This is a genomic window from Pseudomonas tolaasii NCPPB 2192 (assembly GCF_002813445.1).
Taxonomy (GTDB): domain Bacteria; phylum Pseudomonadota; class Gammaproteobacteria; order Pseudomonadales; family Pseudomonadaceae; genus Aquipseudomonas; species Aquipseudomonas tolaasii.
Window position 1 is genome coordinate 1,163,493 of record NZ_PHHD01000001.1, and the last position, 18,350, is coordinate 1,181,842.

22 protein-coding genes and 1 other RNA gene are annotated in these 18,350 nt (G+C 60.9%); 11 read left to right on the forward strand and 12 right to left on the reverse strand.

All coding sequences use genetic code 11. The features are described 5' to 3' along the window. Nucleotides 1-42: 42 nt before the first annotated feature. On the reverse strand, nucleotides 43-513 hold the full coding sequence (locus ATI14_RS05460; protein ID WP_010207358.1) for an Lrp/AsnC family transcriptional regulator: 471 nt from the start codon (nucleotides 511-513) through the stop codon (nucleotides 43-45). A 127-nt stretch (nucleotides 514-640) separates the two neighbouring features. Between ATI14_RS05460 and ATI14_RS05465 the strand changes: the two genes are divergently transcribed. The 6 genes from ATI14_RS05465 (at nucleotide 641) to ATI14_RS05490 (ending at nucleotide 5,893) form a co-directional block, all read left to right on the forward strand. Beyond that, a complete protein-coding gene (locus ATI14_RS05465) occupies nucleotides 641-979 on the forward strand; it encodes a hypothetical protein (protein ID WP_016973055.1) in 339 nt (112 codons plus the stop codon). An 81-nt stretch (nucleotides 980-1,060) separates the two neighbouring features. Beyond that, entirely contained in the window at nucleotides 1,061-2,752 is a 1,692-nt protein-coding gene (locus tag ATI14_RS05470; RefSeq protein ID WP_016973056.1) for a GspE/PulE family protein, read from the forward strand. Between the two features lie 76 nt (nucleotides 2,753-2,828). After that, nucleotides 2,829-3,749 carry an SPFH domain-containing protein gene (locus ATI14_RS05475; RefSeq protein ID WP_016973057.1) on the forward strand — a complete coding sequence of 307 codons (921 nt, stop codon included), beginning with the start codon at nucleotides 2,829-2,831 and terminating at the stop codon, nucleotides 3,747-3,749. Between the two features lie 10 nt (nucleotides 3,750-3,759). Continuing rightward, nucleotides 3,760-4,206 carry an NfeD family protein gene (locus ATI14_RS05480; protein WP_016973058.1) on the forward strand — a complete coding sequence of 149 codons (447 nt, stop codon included), beginning with the start codon at nucleotides 3,760-3,762 and terminating at the stop codon, nucleotides 4,204-4,206. Between the two features lie 68 nt (nucleotides 4,207-4,274). Further along, nucleotides 4,275-4,589, forward strand: coding sequence for a DUF2388 domain-containing protein (locus tag ATI14_RS05485; protein WP_003176799.1), 315 nt, complete (start codon nucleotides 4,275-4,277; stop codon nucleotides 4,587-4,589). Between the two features lie 161 nt (nucleotides 4,590-4,750). Continuing rightward, complete coding sequence (locus ATI14_RS05490; RefSeq protein ID WP_016973059.1) at nucleotides 4,751-5,893, forward strand: DegT/DnrJ/EryC1/StrS family aminotransferase; 1,143 nt, start codon at nucleotides 4,751-4,753, stop codon at nucleotides 5,891-5,893. A 128-nt stretch (nucleotides 5,894-6,021) separates the two neighbouring features. On the opposite strand, the gene gcvH is transcribed toward ATI14_RS05490, so the two are convergent. From gcvH to ATI14_RS05545, 9 genes are all read right to left on the reverse strand, one after another. Continuing rightward, nucleotides 6,022-6,405, reverse strand: a complete 384-nt coding sequence (gcvH, locus tag ATI14_RS05500) for a glycine cleavage system protein GcvH (RefSeq protein WP_016973060.1) — start codon at nucleotides 6,403-6,405, stop codon at nucleotides 6,022-6,024. Nucleotides 6,406-6,458: 53 nt separating this feature from the next. Beyond that, nucleotides 6,459-7,541, reverse strand: a complete 1,083-nt coding sequence (gcvT, locus tag ATI14_RS05505; RefSeq protein ID WP_016973061.1) for a glycine cleavage system aminomethyltransferase GcvT — start codon at nucleotides 7,539-7,541, stop codon at nucleotides 6,459-6,461. A 154-nt stretch (nucleotides 7,542-7,695) separates the two neighbouring features. Continuing rightward, nucleotides 7,696-9,312, reverse strand: coding sequence for an ABC transporter permease (locus ATI14_RS05510; protein WP_016973062.1), 1,617 nt, complete (start codon nucleotides 9,310-9,312; stop codon nucleotides 7,696-7,698). A 164-nt stretch (nucleotides 9,313-9,476) separates the two neighbouring features. Continuing rightward, a complete protein-coding gene (locus ATI14_RS05515; protein ID WP_016973063.1) occupies nucleotides 9,477-10,481 on the reverse strand; it encodes an extracellular solute-binding protein in 1,005 nt (334 codons plus the stop codon). A 221-nt stretch (nucleotides 10,482-10,702) separates the two neighbouring features. Continuing rightward, the gene (locus tag ATI14_RS05525; RefSeq protein WP_165448232.1) at nucleotides 10,703-11,920 is read right to left on the reverse strand and encodes a 2-octaprenyl-3-methyl-6-methoxy-1,4-benzoquinol hydroxylase; all 1,218 of its coding nucleotides are present in this window, start codon (nucleotides 11,918-11,920) and stop codon (nucleotides 10,703-10,705) included. 9 nt (nucleotides 11,921-11,929) lie between these two features. Next, nucleotides 11,930-12,415 (reverse strand): DUF4442 domain-containing protein, encoded by a 486-nt coding sequence (locus ATI14_RS05530; protein WP_016973065.1) that lies wholly within the window; start codon nucleotides 12,413-12,415, stop codon nucleotides 11,930-11,932. Continuing rightward, complete coding sequence (ubiH, locus tag ATI14_RS05535; protein ID WP_016973066.1) at nucleotides 12,408-13,595, reverse strand: 2-octaprenyl-6-methoxyphenyl hydroxylase; 1,188 nt, start codon at nucleotides 13,593-13,595, stop codon at nucleotides 12,408-12,410. The genes ATI14_RS05530 and ubiH overlap by 8 nt, the downstream gene beginning before the upstream one ends. Beyond that, entirely contained in the window at nucleotides 13,592-14,914 is a 1,323-nt protein-coding gene (gene pepP, locus ATI14_RS05540) for a Xaa-Pro aminopeptidase (protein ID WP_016973067.1), read from the reverse strand. Before pepP ends, ubiH begins: the two co-directional genes overlap by 4 nt. A 20-nt stretch (nucleotides 14,915-14,934) precedes the next feature. Next, on the reverse strand, nucleotides 14,935-15,492 hold the full coding sequence (locus ATI14_RS05545; protein WP_016973068.1) for a YecA/YgfB family protein: 558 nt from the start codon (nucleotides 15,490-15,492) through the stop codon (nucleotides 14,935-14,937). 138 nt (nucleotides 15,493-15,630) lie between these two features. On the opposite strand from ATI14_RS05545, the gene ATI14_RS05550 reads away from it, so the two are divergent. From ATI14_RS05550 to ATI14_RS05565, 4 genes are all read left to right on the forward strand, one after another. Continuing rightward, on the forward strand, nucleotides 15,631-15,840 hold the full coding sequence (locus ATI14_RS05550; protein WP_003177365.1) for a TIGR02449 family protein: 210 nt from the start codon (nucleotides 15,631-15,633) through the stop codon (nucleotides 15,838-15,840). Beyond that, entirely contained in the window at nucleotides 15,837-16,154 is a 318-nt protein-coding gene (locus ATI14_RS05555) for a cell division protein ZapA (RefSeq protein WP_016973069.1), read from the forward strand. Before ATI14_RS05550 ends, ATI14_RS05555 begins: the two co-directional genes overlap by 4 nt. A gap of 30 nt (nucleotides 16,155-16,184) precedes the next feature. Continuing rightward, nucleotides 16,185-16,363: non-coding RNA, 6S RNA (ssrS, locus tag ATI14_RS05560), on the forward strand. Between the two features lie 57 nt (nucleotides 16,364-16,420). Next, nucleotides 16,421-17,050, forward strand: coding sequence for a 5-formyltetrahydrofolate cyclo-ligase (locus ATI14_RS05565; protein ID WP_016973070.1), 630 nt, complete (start codon nucleotides 16,421-16,423; stop codon nucleotides 17,048-17,050). Nucleotides 17,051-17,062: 12 nt separating this feature from the next. On the opposite strand, the gene ATI14_RS31370 is transcribed toward ATI14_RS05565, so the two are convergent. Then, nucleotides 17,063-17,212 (reverse strand): hypothetical protein, encoded by a 150-nt coding sequence (locus ATI14_RS31370; RefSeq protein ID WP_016973071.1) that lies wholly within the window; start codon nucleotides 17,210-17,212, stop codon nucleotides 17,063-17,065. A 194-nt stretch (nucleotides 17,213-17,406) separates the two neighbouring features. Here ATI14_RS31370 and ATI14_RS05570 point away from each other — a divergent pair, with 194 nt between their 5' ends. Beyond that, the gene (locus tag ATI14_RS05570; RefSeq protein WP_016973072.1) at nucleotides 17,407-17,856 is read left to right on the forward strand and encodes an EVE domain-containing protein; all 450 of its coding nucleotides are present in this window, start codon (nucleotides 17,407-17,409) and stop codon (nucleotides 17,854-17,856) included. Nucleotides 17,857-17,860: 4 nt separating this feature from the next. Here the strand turns inward: ATI14_RS05570 and ATI14_RS05575 are convergent, their stop codons facing one another. Then, nucleotides 17,861-18,268, reverse strand: a complete 408-nt coding sequence (locus tag ATI14_RS05575) for a flagellar basal body-associated protein FliL (RefSeq protein ID WP_016973073.1) — start codon at nucleotides 18,266-18,268, stop codon at nucleotides 17,861-17,863. Nucleotides 18,269-18,350: the final 82 nt, after the last annotated feature.

Below are 18,350 nucleotides of genomic sequence, written 5' to 3' on the forward strand. Positions count from 1 at the left end.
TCCAGTGTGGGAGCGGGCTTGCCCGCGATGAGGCCAGCTCAGTCAGCGCAACACCGGCAGGCTGGTGGTGGATTTGATCTCCGACAAGGCCACAATCGAGTTCACTTCCTGAATCCCCGGCACCATCGACAGCTTCTCGAAAAAGAACCGCTCATACGCCTCGATATCCGAGGTAACAATCCGCAGCAGAAAATCCACCGCCCCCATCAGCACATAACACTCCAGCACTTCCGGAAACCCGCGAATCGCGTCGGTGAATTCGGTGAAGTTGGATCGCCCGTGGGCGTTGAGTTTGACCTCGGCGAAAATCTGCGTGTTGAGGCCAATCTTCTTGCGGTCCAGCAGGGTGACCTGCCCACGGATGACGCCCTCCTCCTTGAGCCGCTGAATGCGGCGCCAGCAAGGCGATTGCGACAGGCCGACCTGCTCGGCGATCTGTGCACTGGAGAGCGACGCGTCTTCCTGCAACAAGGCAAGAATACGGCGGTCATAGGCGTCCAACTCGCTGTGCATATATTTACCCTGAAAAATACTGACCTTGAATTGATTGATTCGATTATTGATCAATACAGCCGATTTTAGATAAGAAATCTCCCGTGCCGAATGTAAAAATTTCTCCAGTCGAATCTGGAGAGTCAGCATGCACGCCGTCGAAACCACCCTGCCCTTCACCCGCGCCGATGTGTGGGCCGTGACCAGCGCCCATTGCCAGGCGCATTACCGCGTCGTCGCCGAAGCTGAACCGGACGTGCTGTGCCGGGTGCTCAACTATTTCGCGCTGCAGTTTTTGACGCCGCAGCAGGTCAAGGTGAACCGCGAGGATGACGTGCTGAATATCGATATCGTGCTGGACGGCTTGAGCTGGCACCGTGCCCAGGTGATCGGTGAAAAGATTAGAAACCTGATCAGTGTGTGCTCGCTGGATGTCTGGCCGGCTGACGCTGCGCAGCCTGAGGCGGCAGTGGCCGTCGCCGGGTAAAAGCCTGCAATACACACCGGGAGGCGGAATGTCGGAAGCTGGCTAGGTTGGAGGAATGCCCAACTGCTTCGGAAACCCGTCATGCCCGCTGCCTTGAAAGACCACCCGTTGAATCTGCAGCAATTGCTGCCCGTGCTGGTCAGGCAGGGGCTGATCCCGGCGGATACTGCGCAACGGTTATCAAGCGATTGCTCTACCCGGCATCCCCTGGAATGCATCGCCGCGGAAGGCCACTGCCTGGAAGCCCTGACTCAATGGCTCGCCCGGCACGCCGGGCAGCCTTATCTGCGGATCGACCCGTTGAAAATCGACGTGGCGACGGTGGTGCCCCTGATGTCCCACGCATTCGCGCAACGCCACGCGATTCTGGCGGTGGCAGTGGACACAAAAACCGTCACCGTCGCCAGTGCGCAGCCCTATGTCACCGCCTGGGAAGCAGGCCTGGCGCAGGTGCTCAAGCGCTCGATCAGGCGGGTGGTTGCCAACCCGCAGGACATCCGGCGCTGTATCGATGAGTTCTACCGCTTGGCCAAGTCGGTCAGCGGCGCCGAGCAGATGGGCGCCACGCCCCTCAATCCCGACCTGCTCAACCTCGGAACCGCCGACCACGCGCCGGATGCCGATGACGCTCACATCATCACTATTGTCGATTGGCTGCTGCAGTACGCCTTCGAACAACGGGCCAGCGATATCCATATCGAACCGTGTCGCGACCAGGGCCGCGTGCGGTTTCGCATTGATGGGTTGTTGCACGATGTGTATCAGTTTCCGCCGCAAGTGACCTTGGCGGTGGTCAGCCGCCTGAAAAGCCTGGGCCGCATGAACGTGGCGGAAAAACGCAAACCTCAGGACGGCCGGGTCAAAACCAAAAGCCCCACTGGCGTTGAAGTGGAGTTGCGCCTTTCAACCTTGCCCACCGCATTCGGCGAGAAACTGGTCATGCGGATTTTCGACCCGCAGGTGCTGCTCAAGGATTTTGACCAGCTTGGGTTATCGCCCGAAGACCAGCAGCGCTGGCACGCCATGACCTCCCGGGCCAACGGCATCATCCTTGTCACCGGCCCCACCGGCTCCGGCAAAACCAGCACGCTCTACACCACCCTCAAGCAACTGGCGACCCGCGAGGTCAACCTGTGCACCGTCGAAGATCCCATCGAGATGGTGGAACCGGCGTTCAACCAGATGCAGGTCCAGCACAACATTGACCTGACCTTCGCCAGCGGTATTCGCGCCCTGCTGCGGCAGGACCCGGACATCATCATGATCGGCGAAATACGCGATCAGGAAACCGCTGAAATGGCGATCCAGGCCGCGCTGACCGGGCACTTGGTGCTGTCGACGCTGCACACCAATGATGCGCCAGGCGCCATCAGCCGCCTGCAGGAACTTGGTATTGCTCATTATTTGATCAAAGCCACCCTGGTCGGCGTGATGGCCCAGCGTTTGGTGCGCCTGCTATGCCCTCACTGCAAACGCGTAGTGGATGAACAAGGTGCCGTGCATGAGGCCGTCGGTTGCATTGAGTGCCGCGACAGCGGCTACCGGGGCCGTGCCGGGCTTTACGAAATCATGGTGATGGACGAGGCACTCAAGACGCTGATTACGCCCGGCGCCGATCTCCAGCCGTTACGCCAGGCAGCGATGGCGCAAGGCATGTGCAGCTTGAGAATGGCGGGCCTGCAAAAAGTAAATGCCGGGCTGACAACCCTGGCAGAAGTGTTTCGGATGACTCCCGGGGATTCAGAAACAAATCCGTTGATTGTTGGGCCATGAAACCGTTCTTATCGGGAACCAGGCCGTTACAATCGACCAACGTTGTTTCAACGACACCATCAGATAGGGAATCGTTATGCAGATCGGAACCGTACTGCTTCTTTTCGTGGGTTTGGCCATCGCCATCCTGTTCATGGGCTTCAAGGTGGTGCCCCAGGGTTACCAGTGGACCGTTGAGCGGTTCGGCCGCTATACCAACACCCTCAAACCCGGCCTCAACATCATCATTCCGGTCATGGACCGCATCGGTCGCAAGATCAACGTGATGGAAAGCGTGCTGGATATTCCGCCCCAGGAAGTCATCACCGCCGACAACGCCACCGTGCAGATCGATGCCGTGTGCTTCTTCCAGGTGGTCAATACCGCTCAGGCGGCCTACGAGGTCAATAACCTCGAACACGCCATCCGCAACCTGCTGCAAACCAATATCCGGACCGTGCTGGGCTCAATGGAGCTGGACGCCATGCTGAGCCAGCGCGACGGCATCAACGAAAAACTGCTGAAAACCGTGGATGAAGCCACGGCGCCGTGGGGAATCAAGATCACCCGGATTGAAATCAAGGACATCAGCCCACCCGCAGACCTCATGGCCGCCATGTCCGGCCAAATGAAGGCCGAGCGGATTAAACGTGCGCAGATCCTGGAGGCTGAAGGCCTGCGAGCGTCAGCGATCCTGACGGCCGAAGGCAAGAAGCAGGCGCAGATTCTGGAAGCCGAAGGCAGTCGCCAGGCAGCCATTCTCGAATCCGAAGCCCGGGAGCGTCAGGCTGAGGCCGAAGCTCGCGCCACACAGGTGGTGTCGGATGCCATCGCGGCAGGCAACGTGCAGGCAGTCAATTATTTCGTCGCACAAAAATACATCGACGCTCTGGGCAAGCTGGCTTCGGCCAATAACAGCAAGGTCATCCTGATGCCGCTGGAAGCCAGCCAGATGATTGGCTCCATTGGGGGTATCGGCGAGATAGTCAAAGCAACCTTCGACAACAAGAAAGCCTGAGGCAGTCGCCATGTGGGAATTCCTGCAGCATCTGTCGTTCTGGGATTGGCTGGCGTTGGGCACGGTACTGCTGATTTTGGAGGTATTCGGCGCCGGTGGTTACCTGTTATGGATGGGCATCGCCGCAGCGGCCGTGGGTGTAATCAAGTTTCTGGTACCTCCGCTTGGGCTGGAATGGCAACTGCTGCTGTTTGCAGTGCTTTCGATCCTGACAGCAGTGTACTGGTGGAAGCGTCAACGCAGCAGTGCCAAGGTCAGTGATCAGCCGGGATTGAACATGCGCGGCTCGGAATTGATCGGTCGCACCTTTATGGTGCATCAGGCAATTGTTGAGGGCCGCGGGAAAATAAAGGTCGGTGATGGCGTATGGATGGTGACCGGGCCGGACAGCCCCGTAGGCGCTCAAGTACGGGTCATTGGCCAGAACGGAGTGATATTGCAGGTTGAAACTGTTTAGTCAGGATTGAACTCGATCAGGGTAACTACAATCATAAAGTACAGATAACCCACCCGGAGTCACCCATCATGCGTCTCAAATATGCTGTCGCAACCCTCGCTGTGCTTTCCCTACCTGTCGGTTCAGCCATGGCCGACAGCTTCTGGCGCAATGTCATCTCGTCGGGCGCCACTACTGGCTCGACATACCTGACCTTCAAGGACCACAAGCTCGTAGTCGCCGCTCAGGACGACGCCGGCAGCTTTGTCGCCAGCGACGGCGGTATCCGCGGCCCGTACCTGGAAGCTGCCATGCAGAAAGTCCGCGCCGACAACCCTGGCCTGCAGGCCACGGACATGGAACTGGCCAACGCCATCCTCGCGAAAAACGCTGTTACCGAGTGACAGCCGCCCCATAAAAATGCCGCTGATAAAGCGGCATTTTTTTGCCCGAAACATGACAATTCGTTCACGCACGACAGGCTATATTCAGTCGAGCCGTGTAACCATGCGGTACTGATACATTTGATACTCATCGCCTATCTGAAACGGATGCCTTCGTCGTCATGAGCCAACAGCCCTTTCTGCCGTTTTCCAAACCTACCATTGATGAGGCCACCATCTCGGCGGTCGGCGATGTACTGCGCTCGGGCTGGATCACCAGCGGGCCGAAAGTGCAGGCGTTTGAAGCACAACTGTCGGAATACTTTGGCGGCCGCCCCGTGCGCACCTTCAACTCCGGCACTTGCACCATGGAAATCGCGTTGCGTATCGCCGGTATCGGGCCCGGAGATGAAGTCATCACCACGCCGATTTCGTGGGTCGCGACGGCCAACGTGATCCTGGAAGTAGGCGCTACGCCGGTGTTTGCCGATATCGACCCGGTCACACGCAATATCGACCTGGCCAAGGTGGAAGCCGCCATCACTCCGCGTACCAAGGCGATCATCCCGGTTTACCTGGCGGGGTTGCCGCTGGATATGCCGATGCTTTACGCACTGGCCAACAAGTACAACCTGCGTATCGTCGAAGACGCCGCGCAAGCGCTGGGCTCCAGCTGGGACGGCGAGCGCATTGGTGCTACCGGTGATTTTGTGTCGTTCAGCTTCCAGGCAAACAAGAACATTACGTCGTCCGAAGGCGGTTGCCTGGTATTGAACAACGCCGAAGAAGCCCGCCTGGCGGAAAAGTATCGCCTGCAGGGCGTTACCCGCACCGGTTTCGACGGCCTGGACGTGGATGTGCTGGGCGGCAAGTTCAACATGACCGATATCGCCGCAACCATCGGCCTGGGCCAGTTTGCCCATATTGAAAAGATCACGGCGCACCGCCAGAACCTGGCACGCCACTACTTCAAATGCTTCGGCAGTGACTTTGAAGAGAAATACGGCGCGCAATTGCCACCGGCGGACTTCGAAAACAGCAACTGGCACCTGTTCCAACTGGTGCTCCCGGAGCGTCAGGACGGCCTGCCGGCTCGCGCCACGTTCATGGAGCAGATGCAAGCCCACGGCGTGGGCATTGGCTATCACTACCCGCCGATCCACCTGCTGAGCCTTTATAAGGCGCAGGGGTTCAAGGAAGGTATGTTCCCGGTGGCAGAGAAAGTTGGGCGTTTGATCGTGTCTTTGCCGATGTTTACGGCGATGACGGAGGCGGATGTCGAGCGGTCTGTAGCAGCAGTAAAAGCAGTGCTGAAACCGGAGTAACCCCCAATCAAATGTGGGAGCTGGCTTGCCAGCGATGCAAACACCTCGTTGTATCAGTTACACCGGGGTGATGTTATCGCAGGCAAGCCAGCTCCCACATTGGCTTGTGCCGTTTCAGCTATCTGCGTTTACTCGCCGATGGCGGCTTTGTAGCCGGCGGCATCCAGCAGTTTTTCCAGGTCAGCCGGGTTGCTTGGCTTGAGCTTGAAGATCCAAGCGCCGTACGGGTCGGAGTTCAACAGCTCTGGCTCACCGCTCAGGGCTTCGTTCACTGCAATCACTTCGCCAGCGATTGGCGAGTAGATATCCGACGCAGCTTTCACCGACTCAACCACACCCGCCTGGTCAGCAGCGGCAAACTCGTTGCCGACTTCGGTCAGCTCAACGAACACCACGTCACCCAACGCTTCCTGAGCATGGTCGGAGATACCGACGGTCACGGTGCCATCCGCTTCCAGACGGGCCCACTCGTGGCTTTCGGCAAAACGCAGGTCGGCAGGGATATCGCTCATAATCTGTGTCCTCAAGTAGAAATGTCAGCGGCCTTCGGCCTGCCGGAAATAGGTTAGATCAAGGTTTTGCCATGGCGCACGAAGGTCGGTTTGACCACTCGAACCGGATACCACTTGCCGCGGATTTCCACTTCGGCCCGGTCGGCGGTGGCCGTCGGTACTCGCGCCAGGGCAATGGATTTGCTCAGCGTAGGAGAGAAACTACCACTGGTGATCTCCCCTTCGCCAACATTGGCGATACGAACCACTTGATGAGCGCGTAAAACCCCACGCTCCTCCAGTACCAGCCCGACCAGTTTGAACTGCACACCCGCCGCTTTTTCCGCTTCCAGCGCGGCGCGGCCGATGAAGTTGCGCCCTGCTGGCTCCCAGGCAATGCTCCAGGCCATGTTGGCTGCCAGCGGCGTAACATCCTGATGGATATCCTGGCCATACAGGTTCATGCCGGCCTCCAGACGCAAGGTATCGCGGGCGCCGAGGCCGATGGGTGAAATACCGGCGCCGACCAGATCGTTGAAAAACCCTGGCGCCTGATCGGCGGGCAAGACAATTTCCAGGCCGTCTTCGCCGGTGTATCCCGTGCGGGCGATAAACCAGTCGCCGTCGGCCTGGCCTTCGAAAGGCTTGAGCTGGTGGATCAGGGTGCTGCGGGTTTGGGTAACCAATTCGGCGATTTTCTGCCGGGCGTGGGGGCCCTGGATGGCGAGCATGGCCAACTCGGGCCGCTCGTGCAGTTGCGCCGAGTAATTGCCCAGTTGCGCCTGCATCCAGGCCATGTCCTGATCACGCGTGGCGGCGTTGACTACCAAGCGATACCCGCTTTCGGTGCGGTAGACGATCATGTCATCCACCACACCGCCGCGCTCGTTGAGCATGGCGCTATAGAGCGCATGGCCGCAGCCATGCAAACGATCAACATCATTGGCCAGCAGGTGCTGGAGCCATTCCCTGGCCTGAAGGCCTGTGACATCAATCACGGTCATATGGGATACATCGAACACCCCGCAGTCGCGTCGCACCTGGTGGTGCTCTTCAACTTGCGAGCCGTAATGCAGAGGCATATCCCAACCGCCAAAATCGACCATTTTCGCGCCGAGGGCGAGATGCAGGTCATACAGAGGCGTACGCTGTCCCATGGGTTTCTCCTTCCGGGCTTGGCGAAGGTGCGCGGAGCTGCTGTTCGCGCTCAAGCGTTGAACTACAAGGCTTGCGGCACGTTCAGCGACCCGCTCCGAAAGACGAAGCGCACCGAATGCCGCGCATTGTAGCCGCAAGCCGTAGGACTGGCACCTAACCGATTTGCCGCGCGGAGCGTCGGATCAGTCCGATGACCGGCAACAGGCCCACCAGTACCAGCGTCAGTGCCGGCAGTGAGGCCCGCGCCCATTCGCCTTCGCTGGTCATTTCAAAGATGCGTACCGCCAGGGTGTCCCAACCAAACGGGCGCATCAGCAGCGTCGCGGGCATTTCCTTGAGCACGTCGACGAACACCAGCAGCGCCGCGCTCAACGTGCCGGGCAGCAACAACGGCAGATACACTTTGCAAAACAGTCGCGGCCCGCTCACGCCAAGGCTGCGTGCCGCCTCCGGCAAGGATGGACGGATCCGCGCCAGGCTGTTTTCCAAAGGCCCGTACGCCACCGCCAGAAACCGCACCAGATAGGCCAGCACCAGCGCCGACAGGCTACCCAGCAGCAACGGCTTGCCCGCCCCGCCCAGCCAACCCGACAGCGGCACCACCAGTTCACGGTCCAGGTAGCTGAAGGCCAGCATGATCGACACCGCCAGCACCGAGCCCGGCAAGGCATAGCCGACATTCGCCAGGCTGATGCCGGACCGAATCGCCCGGGTCGGCGCCAAGCGGTTGGCGAACGCCAATACCAGCGCCACGCTGACGGTAATCAGCGCTGCGATGCCGCCCAGGTACAGCGTGTGGACGATCAGCCCCGAGTAACGCTCATCCCAGTCGAAACGGCCGCGCTGCCAGAACCAGGCGATCAGCTGCAGCATCGGGATCACAAAAGCACAAGCGAACACCAAGCCACACCAGCCACTGGCCATCGCAGCCTTGAACCCGCGCAGGTGATACAGCGCCTGGCCCCGTGGCCGCTCATTGGCCGGTCGGCTCGCGCCTCGGGCACGTCGCTCGCCGTAGAGCACCAGCATCACCACCAGCAGCAACAGGCTGGCCAGTTGCGCCGCACTCGACAGGCTGAAAAAGCCGTACCAGGTCTTGTAGATGGCGGTGGTGAAGGTGTCGAAGTTGAACACCGAGACGGCACCGAAATCTGCCAGGGTTTCCATCAAGGCCAGCGCCACTCCCGCACCAATCGCCGGCCGTGCCATGGGCAGTGCCACATGCGAGAACGCTCGCCACGGCGACTGTCCCAGCACCCGCGCCGCTTCCATCAAGCCTCTGCCCTGGGCCAGAAACGCCGTGCGCGCCAGCAGATACACATAGGGGTAGAACACCAGCACCAGCACGATAATCACGCCACTGGTGGAACGCACCCGTGGCAACCGCAGCCCCGTGCCAAACCATTCACGCAACAGGGTTTGCACGGGGCCGGAGAAGTCCAGCAGGCCGACGAATACAAACGCCAGCACATAAGCCGGAATGGCGAAAGGCAGCATCAATGCCCAGTCGAGCCAGCGCCGGCCGGGGAATTCGCAGAGGCTGGTGAGCCAGGCCAGGCTGACGCCGAGCAAGGTCACGCCCACGCCCACGCCCAGCACCAGGGTCAACGTATTGCCGAGCAGACGCGGCATCTGCGTGTCCCAGAGGTGCGACCAGATTTGCGCGTCGATACTTTGCCACGACAGCAACAGCACGCTCAGCGGCAGCAGCACCAGGGCAGCGACGGTGAAGACCGGCAGGTACCAGCGGCGTTGGGCGGGGTGGGCCAAGGAAAAGCTCTCAGAATTATGAAAAATTTGAAGTCGCCGCTAACCAATGTGAGAGCTGGCTTGCCTGCGATGCAGACACCTCGGGACATCAGTCATACCGAGGTGATGCTATCGCAGGCAAGCCAGCTCCCACACACTGCTTCCACACTTGAACGGGTGTGCTGTCAGTTCCAGCCAGCGCGATCCATCAACCGGATCGCTTCGGCCTGGCGCTTGCCCGCCACTTCCACCGGCAGGGTATCGGCCACGAACTTGCCCCAGGTCGCCACTTCCGCCGACGGCGGTACGGCAGGGTTGGCCGGGAATTCCTGGTTCACGTCGGCAAAGATCTTCTGTGCCTCAGGCGTGGTCATCCATTCCACCAGTGCCTTGGCGGCTTCCGGGTGTGGCGCGTGTTTGGTCAGGCCAATGCCCGACAGGTTCACGTGCACGCCGCGGTCGCCCTGGTTCGGCCAGAACAGCTTCACCGCCAGGTCCGGTTTCTGCTTGTGCAGGCGGCCGTAGTAGTAAGTGTTGACGATGCCCACGTCGCACTGCCCGGCATTAATAGCTTCAAGCACGGCGATGTCATCGGAGAACACGTCGGTGGACAGATTGTTGACCCAGCCCTTGACGATTTCCTCGGTCCTGGCCGCGCCATGGGTTTCGATCAGGGTGGCGGTCAGCGACTGGTTGTAGACCTTTTTCGCCGTGCGCAGGCACAGGCGGCCTTCCCATTGTTTGTCGGCCAGGGCCTCGTAGGTGGTGAGGTCAGCCTCTTTCACGCGCGCAGTGGAATAGGCGATGGTCCGTGCGCGCAGGCTCAAGCCGGTCCAGGCATGGTTGGAGGAGCGGTATTGCAGGGGAATGTTCTTGTCGATCACCGCCGAGGTGAACGGCTGCAGGATGCCCATTTGCTCGGCCTGCCAGAGGTTGCCGGCATCCACCGTGAGCAGCAGGTCGGCGGTGGCGTTTTCGCCCTCGGCCTTGATGCGCTGCATCAGCGGGGCTTCCTTGTCGGTGATGAACTTGACCTGCACGCCGGTCTTTTGGGTGTAGGCGTCGAACACCGGCTTGATCAGTTCGTCGATCCGCGAGGAGTAGACCACCACTTCGTCGGCCGCCTGTACGCAGGTGCTGCCGATAAGGGTGAGTGCCAGGGCAGTCAGGAGGCGCTTGGGTGCCGACATGGGTGCGGTCTCTCATTTGCAAGAAGAGCGCAAATGATAAGGACTCACATTTGGTGGTGCTTGGTGGAGGCGTTACGAGATGTTGCACACCAGTTTTTCAGGCGAACAATTTTCCCTGTGGGAGCGAGCTTGCTCGCGAAAGCGGTCTATCAGTCACTAATGTGCTGACTGACACTCCGCCTTCGCGGGCAAGCCCGCTCCCACAGGGGATCGCGTCGGAGTCAGGGTTTGGCCAGGTCCGGGAGGTCGCCGCTCAGGCCGAGGGCCTGGCGCACGAACACGGCCTTGGCTTCGGGCATTTGGTCGACCATCTTCAAGCCGGCGTTGCGTAGCCAGCGCAGCGGCAGTTGATCGGCCTGGAACAAGCGCTCAAACCCTTCCATCGCGGCCATCAAGGCAAGGTTGTGCGGCATGCGTCGGCGTTCGTAACGGCTCAGCACTTTCACATCGGCCAGGCGTTCTCCGCGCTCAGTGGCCGCCAGCAGCACGTCGGCCAATGTCGCCGCGTCGAGGAAGCCCAGGTTCACGCCCTGCCCCGCCAGCGGGTGAATCACATGCGCCGCGTCGCCGATCAGTGCCAGGCCTTCGGCCACGTAGCGTTTGGCGTGACGTTGACGCAACGGCACGCAAACGCGCGGGTCGGCGCTGATCACGGTGCCCAGGCGCCCCTCAAAGGCACGTTCCAGTTCACGGCAGAAGCTTTCATCGTCCAGTGCCATCAAACGCTCGGATTCTGCCGGTGTGGTCGACCACACGATCGAACACCAGTCTTCTTGCCCGTCCCGCGCCAGCGGCAAAAACGCCAGCGGGCCGGTGTCGGTAAAACGCTGCCAGGCCGTGCGCTGGTGCGGCTGACTGCTGTGCACGCTGGTGACGATGGCGTTGTGCAGGTAATCCCATTCACGGGTTGCGGTGCCGGTCAGGCGGCGTACGGCGGAGTTGGCGCCATCGGCGGCCACCACCAGTGGCGCGCGCAATGTGCGGCCATCGGCGAGCGTCAGCAGCCAGTCGTCGCCGGAGCGGCGCATCTGTTCCAGGCGCGCATTGGCCAAAAGGCCCAGGTCGCAGTCATGCAGGCGGTCGAGCAGAGCATCCTGCACCACGCGGTTCTCGACGATATGCCCAAGCACTTCGGCATGTACGCTGGCCGCCGAGAAGTGGATCTGCCCGGTGCCGCTGCCGTCCCACACCTGCATTTCGCCATAAGGGCTGGCGCGCCGCTCGACGATGCCGTCCCACACGCCAAGGCGCTCCAGGATGCGCTGACTGGCGGCCGACAAGGCGCTCACGCGGGGCTCGAACGCCGCGGCGCGGTCGAACGGTTTGACGCTCAACGGGCTGCCATCGAGCAGCAGCACTTGCAGGCCACTGCCCTGCAACGCCAGCGCCAGGGCGCTTCCGACCATTCCGGCCCCGACAATCAGCACATCTGCGCGCATGTCCATGCTTTAAGCCTGTTTTGCTGGCGGCTTGCGCCGCACGTAAAGGGTTTTGTCGACGCGCGCCACCAGCGTGCCGGCGCCGTCACGAATCTCGACCTGGAGGTGCGGCAAGTACTTCTCGCCACCTGCGGTTTGCCTGCGGACCTCGTCCAGCAAAGCCTCGTCAATGGAAAACTCGGCGTACACAGGACCTTTGCCCGGCGAGACAAAATCGATGCTCGCGGCTTTATCCCACACGATGTAGTCGCGGCCCAGGTTCTCCATCAACAGCAGCATGTAGAACGGGTCGACCATCGAATACAGGCTGCCGCCGAACTGGGTGCCGACGTAATTGCGGTTGTACCAGCCCAGGCCCATACGCACTTTGACGTGGCGAAAATCCGCACTCAGCGCCTGCACGCGCACACCCGCGCCCAGATACGGCGGGTACAGGCTCAGGAACCAGCGCAACAATCGCGCCTTGCCCAAGCGCCGGGTCAGCCAGTTACGCATCGGGGCGCGTGCCCAGGCCCATGGCCTGACGGGCGAACCAGCGTTTGGCCGGCGGCAGCAAGTCCAGGCCCAGCAGGCCCATGTTGCGGCCCAGCGCGACCAACGGTTGAGCGCTGCCAAACAGGCGCGTGACCTGATCGGAAAAGCCCACGGTGAGTTTCTGGTCCAGGCGCTGACGCTCGTGGTAGCGCTGCAAGGTGGCCAAGTCGCCCGGTACTTGCGGCCCGGCCAGCAAGGCTTCGGCCAACGCGTTCGCGTCGCGAAGGGACAGGTTGAAGCCCTGCCCGGCAATCGGGTGCAGGCTGTGGGCGGCATTGCCGAGCACGGCCAGGTGCGAGCGCACTTGTTCTTCGGCTTCCACCAGCGTCAGCGGATACAGATGCCGCACGCCGACTTGCTTCAAGGTGCCCAGGCGATAGCCAAACACTCCCTGCAGTTCACTCAGGAAACTGCGCTCATCCAGATTGGCCAGGCGCTGGGCGTCCATGCCAAGGCGCGTCCACACCAGCGCGCAGCGGTTGTCCGGCAGCGGCAGCAGGGCCATCGGGCCTTCGTCGGTGAAGCGCTCGAAAGCTTCGCCGTTGTGGGCTTCACTTGGGGTGATGTTGGCGATCAGCGCGCTCTGGTTATACGGTCGGGTTTTCACGCCGATGCCCAGTTGCTCGCGCAGGCCGGAGCGGCCGCCGTCGGCCAGCACCGCCAGGTCGCACTCCAGCACGGTTTCGTCGTTGAGGGTCAGGCGATAGCCGTCGGGCAGCGGCTCCATGCGTGTCACTTCCGCCGGGCAGCGCCAGCTGACCACGTCTTTGTCCAGACCTTTCCAAAGGCATTGGCCGAGCCAGGCGTTTTCCACCACGTAACCCAGCGCGGGCACACCCTCTTCCATCGCGGACAACCGCGCAGTGGAGAAGCGCCCACGGTCGGACACGTGAATCTGTTTGATCGGTTCGGCGCGGCGGGAGATTTCCTGCCACAGGCCCAACCGCTGGTAAATCTGACGGGCACCAAACGACAGTGCAGAAGAGCGCGCGTCATAACTCGGCTGGTAGGTGTCACCTGGTGCGAACGGCTCGATCAGCACGATTTTCCAGCCACGGGCCTTGGCCCCGGCCTGCAACGCCAGCGCCAGGCTGGCGCCGACCAGGCCACCGCCGATAATCGCCAGGTTGACCCGGCTCATCGGGCAGCCGCCATCAGCGCTTCAATCTCGGCGACCGTCTTGGGCACGCCACCTGTCAGGATTTCACAGCCTTGCTTGGTCACCACCACGTCGTCCTCGATGCGTATGCCAATGCCACGCCATTTCTTTGCCACGTTCTGGTTGTCCGGCGAGATGTAAATGCCGGGTTCCACGGTCAACGCCATGCCGACTTCCAGCACGCGCCACTCACCGCCCACTTTATATTCGCCCACATCATGCACATCCATGCCCAGCCAGTGACCGGCGCGGTGCATATAGAAGGCGCGGTAGGCCTCACTGGCGATCAGCTCGTCCACGTCACCTTGCAACAATCCCAGCTTGACCAGCCCGGCGGTGATGACCCTCACCGTCGCTTCATGGGCCTGGTTCCAGTGTTTGTCCGGGGCGATCTCGGCAAACGCGGCTTCCTGGGAGGCCAGCACAATCTCGTAGATCGCCTTCTGTTCCGGCGAAAACTTGCCATTGACCGGCCAGGTGCGAGTGATGTCGCTGGCGTAGCAGTCGATCTCGCAACCGGCGTCGATCAGCACCAAATCCCCGTCCTTCAGCACCGCGTCATTTTGCTGATAATGCAGGATGCAGCTGTTACGCCCGGCGGCGACAATGGAACCGTAGGCCGGCATCTTCGCGCCGCCCTTGCGGAATTCGTAGTCCAGCTCGGCTTCGAGGCTGAATTCATGCAAACCGGCGCGGCTGGCCTGCATCGCCTTGACGTGGGCGGCACAGGAAATTCGCGCGGCCTCGCGCATCACCTTCACTTCTGCCGCCGATTTATACAGGCGCATGTCGTGAAGCAGATGATCCAGGGCAACGAATTCGTTCGGCGGCTGGGCGCCGAGGTGCGCTTTGGAGCGGATCACGTTGATCCACTCCATCACGTGGCGGTCGAACTCGGCGTTGCTGCCCATGGCCGAATACACCCGGTCGCGGCCTTCGATCAGGCCGGGCAGGATGTCGTCGATATCGGTAATGGGAAATGCATCGTCAGCGCCAAAGTCGCGGATCGCGCCTTCGGTGCCGGCGCGCAAGCCGTCCCACAGTTCGCGTTCGGCGTTGCGTTCGCGGCAGAACAACACGTACTCGCCATGCTGGCGACCGGGCATCAGCACGATCACCGCTTCCGGTTCGGGGAAGCCACTGAGGTACTGGAAATCGCTGTCCTGGCGGTAGACGTGTTCGACATCACGGTTGCGGATGGCCACGGCGGCGGCCGGCAAAATCGCGATGCTGTTGGGTTCCATCTGCGCCATGAGCGCCTTGCGGCGCCGGGTGTATTCCGCTTTGGGGATATGGATCATGGGCAGATGGGCTTCCTTTCTCAGTGCAGCGACGGCTTGGTTGCAGCAGGTTCCGAAGACTTGCGGGTCTCGGTAAACAGCAGCAGCGGCGCGACGCGCAGGTATTCCATGACTTCCATGTAGTCGCCTTCGCCGTCCTCGGACTCTTCCAGCGCATCTTGCACCTGGGAGATGGCTGCCAAATCCTGCAACACTTCCTTGGCGTCGGTGCTCAGTTCCAGGCCGCCGGCGTTCACGCCGAAACCGTGGAGGAAACCCTGGCACCATTGGCCCAGCGCGGCGGCGCGTTCGGTCAGCGGCGCGTCGTCGGTCGGCAGCAGCAGCACCACGGTGACGTCATCACCGGTGAGCTCGCCCTTGACCATTTCCTGCAGGCCGATCAGCGCGTTACGCACGTTTTCGGTCGGTTCGGTTTCCAGCAGCTCGGCCACATCGGCCAGCCAGTTGTCGGCATCAAAGCCGACGCCGGTGCAGCTGCGGCCCAGCAACACGCCGTGCAGCTCGGCAGGCGAGCATGGGTGACCGCTGGCGCTCAGCAGTTTGGAAAAAGCATCGTACGGGGAGTTCTGAATAGGCATGGTGAGCTAGGCGCCAGACGGCGCAATGTCTAGAATGGAGCGCTGTATCCTAGCACCGGCAGACGTACCAAGACTATCGAGGGCGTCAGATCGTTTATCCTGCAGTTGCCATTCATCAGACAAATCCAGTGGAACCCAATGGAAGACACCGACCTGCAAGCGCTGATGGCCAGACTCGAACTGCTAATTGATCGGGTCGAGCAACTTAAGAGTCAAAACGGACTCCTACTAGCTCAGGAAAAAACCTGGCGCGAGGAACGCGCTCACCTCATTGAAAAAAACGAAATCGCCCGGCGTAAGGTCGAATCGATGATTTCGCGCCTGAAGGCCCTGGAGCAAGACTCATGAGTTCAAGCAATAGCGTAACCGTGCAGATCCTCGACAAAGAGTATTCGATCATCTGCCCCCAGGAAGAGCGCAACAACCTGGTGAGCGCCGCCCGTTACCTGGACGGCAAGATGCGTGAAATCCGCAGCAGCGGCAAAGTCATCGGCGCCGACCGTATCGCCGTGATGGCCGCACTGAACATCACCCACGATTTGCTGCACAAGCAGGAACGGCCTGACGTGCAGGCCAGCGGCTCGACGCGCGAGCAAGTGCGCGACCTGCTGGAGCGCGTGGATCTGGTACTTTCTACCGATCCAGAGCCACCCAAGGGCTGATTGCCGAGTCTGTTTAAGGTATACTCGCCCCACTCCCTGGCGTGTTTGCCAGTCGGCGATGTCCCTGAGCCGATTCGCACTACCCTGGAAGTTGCACGTTGGGCTGGTGTGCATGTCCGCTAGACGGAAAGCCTTAAAGCCTACTGCTTCTTCCACCTTGAACTTTCGGGTTCAAGGGCTAAGTCGACAGCGGCTCTGTCGGGGAGCCTGAATTCCCAAACTCAATGCCAGTCCTCGGACTGGCATTGTTTTATGAGCCGAACACCATGACCGAACCTGCGCCGCTTTCCCGTCCGCAACTTCGACGCATGTTGCGCAAAGCCCGCCGCGAACTCTCGCCGAGCGAGCAGCGCAAGGCCGCCCACGGCCTGTATCGGCAACTGGCACAGCACCCGCTGTTTCGCCGGGCCAAACATATCTCTTTATACCTACCGACGGACGGTGAAATCGATCCGCGCCTGCTGCTGCGTGCAGCCCAGCGCCGGGGCAAAGCCACCTACCTGCCGGTGCTCAGTGCCTGGCCGCGAACCAGGATGGTGTTTCAACGCGTGCGACCTGGGGATAAGTTGCTGCCCAACCGCTTTCGCATTCTTGAGCCACAGGTGAATGCCAATCGCCAACGCCAGCTCTGGGCGCTGGACCTGGTGCTGCTGCCACTGGTGGGGTTTGATGATGCGGGCGGGCGGCTGGGCATGGGCGGCGGCTTTTATGACCGCAGCCTCGCGTATCTGGCGCGGCGCAAAAGCTGGCGCAAACCGACCCTGCTGGGGCTGGCGCACGAATGCCAGAAAGTTGAGCGACTGGATCAGGCAAGCTGGGACGTGCCGTTGGCGGGCACGGTCTCCGATAAGCGCTGGTATGTTGCAAAAACGCCGCTGGAATCAGCGGCGCCTTGATAAAGAAGAGAATTAACGCTTGAACGGTTGCGACTGCTGGTGAGTCAGTTCAACGGGAGCATCGGTCTTGTTCGACCACAAGCTCTGCGCATACCCGGTGGTCACAACGCCCAGACCAAACAAAATAACCAAAATCCATAGTAAATCCGGTTTACGTTGCATCGATTGCCCCCCTTCAGGCACCTCGTACACGATGACAACAACGTTCCAAAGTAGTCCGTTGCAGCTGCGTCAAGCTTAAAAGCGGGCATTCTGCGGTAACGTGAACCAACACGCAAACCTTGGCGCCAACCGACTGTCGGTTTGTCATGGAATTGCCCGACAACTTGCCCAAACGCTTTTTCAGGAGCCCCAACATGGCCTATTGGTTGATGAAATCCGAGCCCGATGAACTCTCGATCAACGGCCTGGAAAAGCTCGGCGAAGCCCGCTGGGACGGGGTGCGCAACTACCAGGCGCGCAACTTTCTGCGGGCCATGGCGGTGGGCGACGAGTTTTTCTTTTACCACTCCAGTTGCCCGGTGCCCGGCATCGCCGGCATCGGCAAAATCGTCGAGGCGGCTTACCCGGACCCGACGGCGCTGGAGCCGGAAAGCCACTACTTCGACGCCAAAGCCACTGCCGAAAAAAACCCGTGGAGCGCCATCAATGTGGCCCACGTTAAAACCTTCCCCAAGGTGCTGGGCCTTGGCTACCTGAAACAGCAAACCGCCCTCGCCGAACTGCCGCTGGTGCAAAAAGGCAGCCGGCTTTCCGTAATGCCGGTGACCGCCGAACAATGGGCGGCCATCATCGCATTGCGCTGAAGCGTTACTGGATGATCAGGTTGTTGAACAGCAGGTCTTCGACCACCGGCTTGCCGGTCTCGTCGTTCATTACTTGCTGGGTTTGTTTGAGCGCTTCCTGACGCAGCTTCTCCTTGCCCTCGACCGTGCTCATCGCTTCGTTGGTCTGCTGGGTGAACAGCGCCACCAGCTGGTTGCGGATCAGCGGGTCGTTGGCTTTGACGGCGGCGGCGGCTTCAGGCCCGGTCACACGCAGGGCGATGTCGGCCTTGAACACCTTCAGCTTGGCCGTACCGTCCAGGCCGTAGTTGCCCACGAACGGCGGGGTCAGGCTGATATAGCTGACCTTCGGCGCCTCGCCTTCTTTGGCTTCCTCGGCCTGGGCTGCCATCGGCAAGGTCAGGGCCAGCATCAACAGGATCCACGCTTTCACAGTTCATTCCTCGAATTCGGTTGCCGGGTAGCATAACGCTAGCAAGGCTGAGCACAAGCTTATGGCGGCTTATCAGGCCCGG